Source organism: Streptomyces sp. UF-297 (assembly GCF_058245575.1).
Window position 1 is genome coordinate 1 of the sequence record NZ_JBSIBZ010000174.1, and the last position, 6626, is coordinate 6626.

Annotated in this window: 7 protein-coding genes; all 7 read right to left on the minus strand. The window is 73.8% G+C overall.

Going from position 1 to position 6626, the window contains the following annotated elements:
- Positions 1 to 37: 37 nt before the first annotated feature.
- Positions 38 to 862 carry a DUF4097 family beta strand repeat-containing protein gene (locus AC4IJH_RS42905; protein WP_490857473.1) on the minus strand — a complete coding sequence of 275 codons (825 nt, stop codon included), beginning with the start codon at positions 860 to 862 and terminating at the stop codon, positions 38 to 40.
- Between the two features lie 129 nt (positions 863 to 991).
- Positions 992 to 1801, minus strand: coding sequence for a RapZ C-terminal domain-containing protein (locus tag AC4IJH_RS42910; RefSeq protein WP_490857474.1), 810 nt, complete (start codon positions 1799 to 1801; stop codon positions 992 to 994).
- Positions 1802 to 1883: 82 nt separating this feature from the next.
- A complete protein-coding gene (locus tag AC4IJH_RS42915; protein WP_203609463.1) occupies positions 1884 to 2057 on the minus strand; it encodes a hypothetical protein in 174 nt (57 codons plus the stop codon).
- A gap of 96 nt (positions 2058 to 2153) precedes the next feature.
- The gene (locus tag AC4IJH_RS42920) at positions 2154 to 2753 is read right to left on the minus strand and encodes a hypothetical protein (RefSeq protein WP_490857475.1); all 600 of its coding nucleotides are present in this window, start codon (positions 2751 to 2753) and stop codon (positions 2154 to 2156) included.
- Between the two features lie 143 nt (positions 2754 to 2896).
- Positions 2897 to 3556, minus strand: coding sequence for a hypothetical protein (locus AC4IJH_RS42925; RefSeq protein ID WP_490857476.1), 660 nt, complete (start codon positions 3554 to 3556; stop codon positions 2897 to 2899).
- A gap of 10 nt (positions 3557 to 3566) precedes the next feature.
- Positions 3567 to 4076 carry a hypothetical protein gene (locus tag AC4IJH_RS42930; RefSeq protein WP_330269925.1) on the minus strand — a complete coding sequence of 170 codons (510 nt, stop codon included), beginning with the start codon at positions 4074 to 4076 and terminating at the stop codon, positions 3567 to 3569.
- 218 nt (positions 4077 to 4294) lie between these two features.
- Positions 4295 to 6562: a hypothetical protein gene (locus AC4IJH_RS42935; protein ID WP_490857477.1), complete on the minus strand. Its 2268-nt coding sequence runs from the start codon at positions 6560 to 6562 to the stop codon at positions 4295 to 4297.
- Between the last annotated feature and the right edge of the window lie 64 nt (positions 6563 to 6626).

Sequence of the window (6626 nt, forward strand, 5' to 3'; positions counted from 1 at the left end):
GCCCCCCATACGGCGGCCGCCGGGGTGGTCGGGGTGGTCAGTGCTTCCGGACGGTGCCGTTACCGGCGGTGGCGTCGACGTCGAGGTCAGTCCGGCCGCGCACGCCGTAGAGCTTGACGCTGCCGTTGCCGGCGCGGGCCTCGATGCGGCCGGACGCGCCGCGCGCCACGGTGAGCGCAACCGAGCCGTTACTCGCACGGACGCGACAGGCGGACCCGGCGTAGTCCTCGGCCTTGACCGAGCCGTTGTCGGTCTCGGCGTCGAGCCACTCGGTGACGGTGCCGGCCTTGACCGAGCCGTTGCTCGCGCGGGCCTTGAGGCGGCCGACCTGCTCGACCTTGACGCTGCCGTTGTTGGTCTGCGCCTCGATGGCAGCGACCGGGCCGTACGTGTAGAGACTGCCGTTCTCGGACCGGTAGCGGACGCCAGACCCGGCGGGCACGGTGATGTGCACCTCGACGCCGTTCGTCATGTTCACCGCGCCGCCGCCGCTGATCACCCGGCCGTTGACGACGGACACCGGGCCGTCGTACCGCACGCCGTTGATGAACGTCGCCCCGCCGCCGAACGAGGTGAACGAGACGTTCCCGAATCCGCCGACGCCCTGCGGGACGTCCGGCACGACGACGACCAGGTGCTCGGCGTTCTGCCTGATGGTGGTCTCGCGGACCGCCTTGCCTGCGGGGCTGTCGGGACCGTCCTGCGTGAGGACGCGGACAGCGGCGACCTCGGCGGAGCGGTCGACGGTGACGTACACGACGCCAGTCGGGCAGGTGACGTCTGCGAGGACGGGCCCGTTGTATCCGGCGGTCGAGGTGAACGAGCGCTCGGGGCTGCTGTCGCGGTGGGCAAGCTGAGTCATGTCTGTTGATCTCTCTTCGTGGTGCCGGGCGGCGGTGTCGTCGCCGCCCGGCGGCGATTGGATGGGGGGTTGGGACAGCGCCGCGGGACCGGGGGGTGTGGTCAGGCGGTCCGGGCCGGTTTGAGCCCGCTACGCCCGGCCGGGCTCGCGGGTGGCCTGGTCGAGGATGTCGGCGTGGTCGAACGCCAGCGGCGGCAGGCTGGAGGTGGGCCACCAGCGGACCGTCCGGGCGTCGTCCCCGGCGACGATCGGGGTGCCGGCGGGGACGATGGCGAGGTAGGCGGTGGTGACGTACCGGCCGCGCGGGTCGCGGTCGGGTCGGTCGAAGACTCCGATCTCCCGCAGGTCCTCGGCGAGGACCTGGACGCCGGTCTCCTCGGCCAGCTCCCGGACCGCCGCCGCGCGGCTGGTCTCCCCCTGGTCCACGTGGCCGCCGGGCAGGGCCCACGCGCCCTCGTGGGGCGGCCAGCCGCGCTCGATGAGCAGCACGTCGCCGTCCGGCGTCATGGCGACCACGTCGGCGGTGTAGCGGATGCTCTCGGGCTCCGGCTCAGTCCGGTTGTGGACTCCGGCCGGGAGCAGGTCCTGGTCGACGTCGCGGTGCTCGACGGTGACGGCCCGGTTGGTGAGCTGGGTGATCTCCCCGACGCGGCGGGCCAGGCCGACCGAACGGTGCCGGCCGCCGACGCACCCGAAGGCGACGGTGATGTCGGCGCCAGTGGTCTCGTTGAGGCCGACCGCGAGGTAGGCGGCGGCCTGGGCGAGGGGCTCGGCGCCCGGGGTGTCCATGACGTGCTCGTACACGGCCGGGTCCAGGCCGGTGAGGTGCTTCAGCTCGGGGTCGTGGAAGGGATTGCGCAGCAGGTCGCGCAGGTCGTAGGTGACTTCGGCGGCCGGGGGCTCGCCGTGGCCGTAGCCGAAGGAGATGACGCGGATCACGGGGTGATGCCCTTCTTCGTGTCGGGTTTCGAGGGGGCCGGGGCGGCGGTGCCATCCGCCGCCCCGGTGGGGCTGGGCGCGGTCAGTCCAGGGGGCGGACCGTGACCTCCAGGTCGCGCGGGTCGGCGGCAGCGGCCGCCTGGAACTCGCGCAGCTCCTGGTCGCTGTAGATCGCCTTCTGGTCGCTCGGGCCGCCGGTGACGGTGTTGACCTTCTGGCCGGTGCGGGAGGTGGCGGTGACGACGTACTTCGCCATGGGGCGGTGTCTCCTCGGGTCGCTGGATGCGGAACCGGACGGGCCTGTCCGGCTCCCCTTGGCCCCGGCGGCGGGCGCCGGGACCGCGGGCAGCCGTCAGGACCAGGCGCGTTCCACGTCGGCGTCCATCTCGCGGGCGGCGGCCGTCAGCGCCTCCGCCATCCGCTCCTGGGCGAGGGCCTCCTGGGTGTCACCGGCGGCCTCGGCCGCTTCCTTCTCGGCCCGGCTGCGCAGCGCGAGCGCGCGCAGGATGCCGATGACCGGGAACACCCCGCCGTACCGGTTGAGCTCGTCGACGGCGGCGGCCCGGTCCTCGCTCGTGGCCAGCTTCTTCTCGGTCTCGTGCAGGGCCTCGGCCGCCTCCTGCCAGGTCGGGCCGGGCGCGATCCACTCGGCCGCGTCGTCCAGGAGGTGCACGGTGATCTGGGCGAGGCCGTAGGCGGCCAGGGCCGGGACCAGGTCGGCCAGGTCGACCTCGGCGCCGCGCCGCACAAGGGCGACGGCGGTGAGCCCGATGAACGCCGCGCGGCCGATCGTGTCGGCCAGGCCGGCGGCCCGCCGCACGATCCCGGCGGCGCGGGCCTGGAGGCGGGTGACGCCGGGCATCGGCAGCAGGCAGACCATGCAGGTCAGGCGGAGCGCGTGGTTGTAGGTGTCGCAGTGCGTGCAGCGGCGGGTCTTGGAGAAGCGGCGCACGGATGCCTCCGAGGTCGGGTTTCGAGTAGTGGTGTCGGTCGGGGTGCCACCCCCTTCCAACACAAAGAACAATACTAGCTTTAAACCGAATGCGCAAGGGCGGGCCCCGGGGCGCCCCGGTCAGGGCCCCCCGGGGGCGGCGGTCACTCGCCGTCGGCCTGGCCGTCTCCGTCGTCTCCGCCGGAGTTGGCGTTGTCCCGGGCGAAGCGGCGGGCGCCTGCGCTGTCGACGGCCTTGATGGCGGTCTGCCCGGTGCGGAACCCTTCGCGCCCCATGTCGAACCCCTTGCCGATGGCGTTGGCCCCGGCTCCGACCGCGTTGGCGGCCGCGGTAGCGGTGCCGGCCACGGCCGTGACGGCGTTGAGTGCGGCGGCCAGCGTCCCGCCGCCGCTCCGGCGGGCCGGTGCCGCCTTGCCGCCGCGGGCGGCCGCCTTCTTCGCGGCGAAGGACTCGGCGGCGGTCCCGCCCTTGCCCGCCGGGGCGGGCTGGGCGGCGGGGCCGCGCTTGCCCTCGATGACCTTGCCGCCGGGCAGGGTCACGCGGAAGGCCCGGTTGGGCTGGGCCTTGTCGGCGATGAGCCGGACCATGGCGGGGGTGAGCTGCTCGACGGCGAAGAAGCAGCTGGCCTTGCGCCCTCCGTCCGCGCCCCGGTGCTTCTGGCCGCAGGAGGCCATGACGTCGTTGCCGGACACCATGAGGCTCAGCCGGAAGGGGGCCGGAGCCCGGTCCCGTCCGGGGCACCGCACGGCGGTGCCGTTGATCTGGAGCGGGCCGCGGATGGCGACCGTGAGGGTGGCGGTCAAGGGTTTCTCCTTACTCGCTGCGGGCGATGGCGGTTGCGGTGGCGGTGACCTTGCCGCCGAGGACGGTCCGGCCGGTCGCGGTGGCGGTGGCCTCGGCCCGGTTGCCTCCGCCTCCACCGCGGCGGCGGAGGCCGGAGAACAGGCCGCGCACCACGAAGGCGACGACGGTCACGGCGGCGGCGAACGCCACCAGGGCCCAGGCCAGGGCCTCCAGCCAGGGACCGGCCAGTGAGAGGCCCCACCCGGCGAGGGCGGCGCTGCCGGCGGCCGACCACATCAGCAGGGCGGCGGTCTTCGCCCAGGCCGGGACCGGCTGGCGGGCGGGGCCGGCGGGCACCGGGAGGGGACCGGGCTGGACGTAGGCCCAGCGCTGTTCGCCACCGGGCAGGGTGACGAGCTCGACGCCCGCCGTGGGCGGTGCGACGGGCGCCGCTCCGGGGGATACGGCGATCACGTCGGCAGGGCGGTGCTGGGTGATGGTGTAGACGGGCTGGGCATCGGCGCGGGCGGGCCGGTTCATGATCGGGGGGACTCCTCGGGGGAAGATCGTTTTAGGCGGGTTTGGGGCATGGCCACGGCCTGGGACAGGGCACATAACCGCAGGTGGGAGGGGTGGACAGCCCTGTCCCGGGGCCCGGCGGCCCCGGGACACGTCCCAGGGCCGCCGACGGGTGTCCTACGGTCGGGCCAGGCTCTGGCCTGCGGTGATGCCCGCTGGGCCAGGACCCGGCCCAGGGGTCATTTGCGGATCTTCCGGGCGGCCTCGTAGGCCGCTTCGACGTCGGCCTTGAGGTAGCCGCGGACCCGGTTTCCGCCGTCGCGCCACCGGGTGGGCTCCAGCGTCACGTCGGTGCCGGCCAGCTCCTCGGCGAGCGCATCGCCCAGGGCCTTGCCGATCCGCCCGGCGTAGGCGGCGGCTTCCTCCTCGGGCCGCGGGGCCCACTGCTGATCCCAGTCGCCGAGAGCGGTCCGCACGTCGTCCAGCGGCACCCGGTCGACTCCCGGCGGGAAGGCGCCCAGCAGCACGTCGAGCACGGTCACCTCGGCCGCGGAGACCTCCGGCCGTCCCGGCTTGCCCCGGCCGCCGGGGCCGCCCCCGGAGGAGGACAGGCCGGTGGCCTCCAGGAGGAAGTCCTCGATCGGGTCCTCGAACTGCCCCGGGGCCCGGCCGCAGCTCTCCCGCAGCGCCCGGCCGGCGGCGATGACCGGCGCGGCCCCGTCGTACTCCTCGTCCTCGATGAAGTACGAGCGGATCAGCTCGCCCGCGGCACCGTCGATGTCGACGATGGTCAGGCCCTTGCGCTCGAACGGAATCTCGTGCGCCCGCAGGCCGTTGCCGGTCGCGCCCTCCTTGAGGATCGCGTTCGTCTGGGTCGGGGACCCGGTCTTGGTCGCGATCCGCACCGCGGAGTTGGACTTGAACTTGCGCGGGACGGTGTTCTTGTCGGGGTCCTGGGTGACCAGCAGCACCACGATGTTCAGCGCGGCGGCGAACCCGGCCAGACGCTCGATCTTCGCCACGATGTCGGCCGAGAGCGCCCCCGCGTTCTGGGTGTACTCCTGGCCCTCGTCGATGATGAGGATCTCCAGCGGAAACTGCTCCAAATCCTTCTCGCTGAGCTTGGCCCGGCCCTCGTCCTCCAGGAACTCCTCCCGGCGGTACGCCTCGACCAGCAGCGCGTCCAGCACCAGGTCCAGGCGCCCCGGCCGACGGCCGAAGAAGGTCGCGCACACCTTGCTGTAGCCGATGTGCTCGCCCGGCTTGGCCCCGGCCGCGAGGCGGATGTTTACCCGCGGGTCCAGGCCGAGACCGCAGATGATCGACCGCAGCAACATGCCCTTGCCCGTGCGCGACATACCGCCCAGCAGGGCCATGACGTGCTTGAGCTTGAGGTAGACGACCTCACCGCGCCGGTTGAAGCCGATCGGGATGCCCCGGTTCCACACGTCCTGACGCTCCGGCGCCTCCACCAGCGGGGAGACGCGGGCCTCGGCGAACGGGTCGGAGGTGGCGATCCACAGCGTGATCCGGTTGGGGTGGCCGGCCTGCCGCACGTCCAGCCACGACGCCTCGACGTTGAGGGCCTCCGCGAGGGCGTCCCGGGCGGCGATCACGCGCGGCGCGGTGACACCGGACGGCAGCTTGAGCGTGGCCTCGCACGCGTTGATGGTCACGGCCCGGATCGGGCCCACCAGCTCGGCCACCTCGTCCTCGCCGAGCACCTTCACCTTGCGCAGGGCGGCGTTGATGGTGGAGTCCGACACCGGCGCGTCCTCGTCGGCGGCGGCCTGCTCGAAGATGGCGAACGGCTCGGCCCGGCGCCGCACCTCACGCAGCCCGCACGCGTACATCACGCCGACCACCGGGAGCAGCGCCGGGGCGGCCATGGCCATGCCCCAGACCTCGGCGACGGCGACGACGACGGCCACGTAGGAGGTGACGCCGGTGGCGGACAGAACGGTGAGGTTCTCCCGGCGGCGGGCCTGGCCGATGGCGCGGCGCTCGGCCCGCAGCTGGGCGACGTCGCTGTGGTCGGCGTACCCCTTCGCCTTGGCCTGCGCGCGGGCCTCGGCGATCATCTCGCCGTACTCGGTGACGAACAGGTAGCTCCACGCGCTGCCCAGCTCGGTCCACAGGCCGATGGACGACAGCTTGACCAGACGGCCGAGGTAGAGGGGGCTGCGCGCGGCGTGGTAGCCGGCGGCGTGCGTCAGGACGGCGCGGCGGTGCTGCCAGACCTCGCGGCTGACCAGCGCGGCGGGCAGGTGCAGGCGCAGGCGGCGGCGGGCGACGTCGTCGACCTGCTCGATCACGGGCAGGTCCTGGCCGTCGACCTCGTCCGAGAGCTGGACGGTGCCGGTGCTGGCGTCGGCGATGCCGGAGGCGGTGCTCTGGACCTCGGCGCGGGCCGCCTTCTCCAGGGCCTCGCGCCGCTGCGGCGGCATCCGGTCCATCAGGTCGATGACCTGGCCGCCGGTGGCGGGGGTGTCGGTGGGCTGGGTCATGGGTGCGTACTCCTTGCGTGGTGCGGGGGTTTCGAGGGGTGCCGGGGGCGGCGGTGCCATCCGC

What these genes read in the sequence shown, in the direction of transcription:
- AC4IJH_RS42905 (WP_490857473.1), bottom strand. Translation starts at nt 862, where the DNA reads ATGACTCAGCTTGCCCACCGCGACAGCAGCCCCGAGCGCTCGTTCACC.
- AC4IJH_RS42915 (WP_203609463.1), bottom strand. Translation starts at nt 2,057, where the DNA reads ATGGCGAAGTACGTCGTCACCGCCACCTCCCGCACCGGCCAGAAGGTC.
- AC4IJH_RS42930 (WP_330269925.1), bottom strand. Translation starts at nt 4,076, where the DNA reads ATGAACCGGCCCGCCCGCGCCGATGCCCAGCCCGTCTACACCATCACC.
- AC4IJH_RS42935 (WP_490857477.1), bottom strand. Translation starts at nt 6,562, where the DNA reads ATGACCCAGCCCACCGACACCCCCGCCACCGGCGGCCAGGTCATCGAC.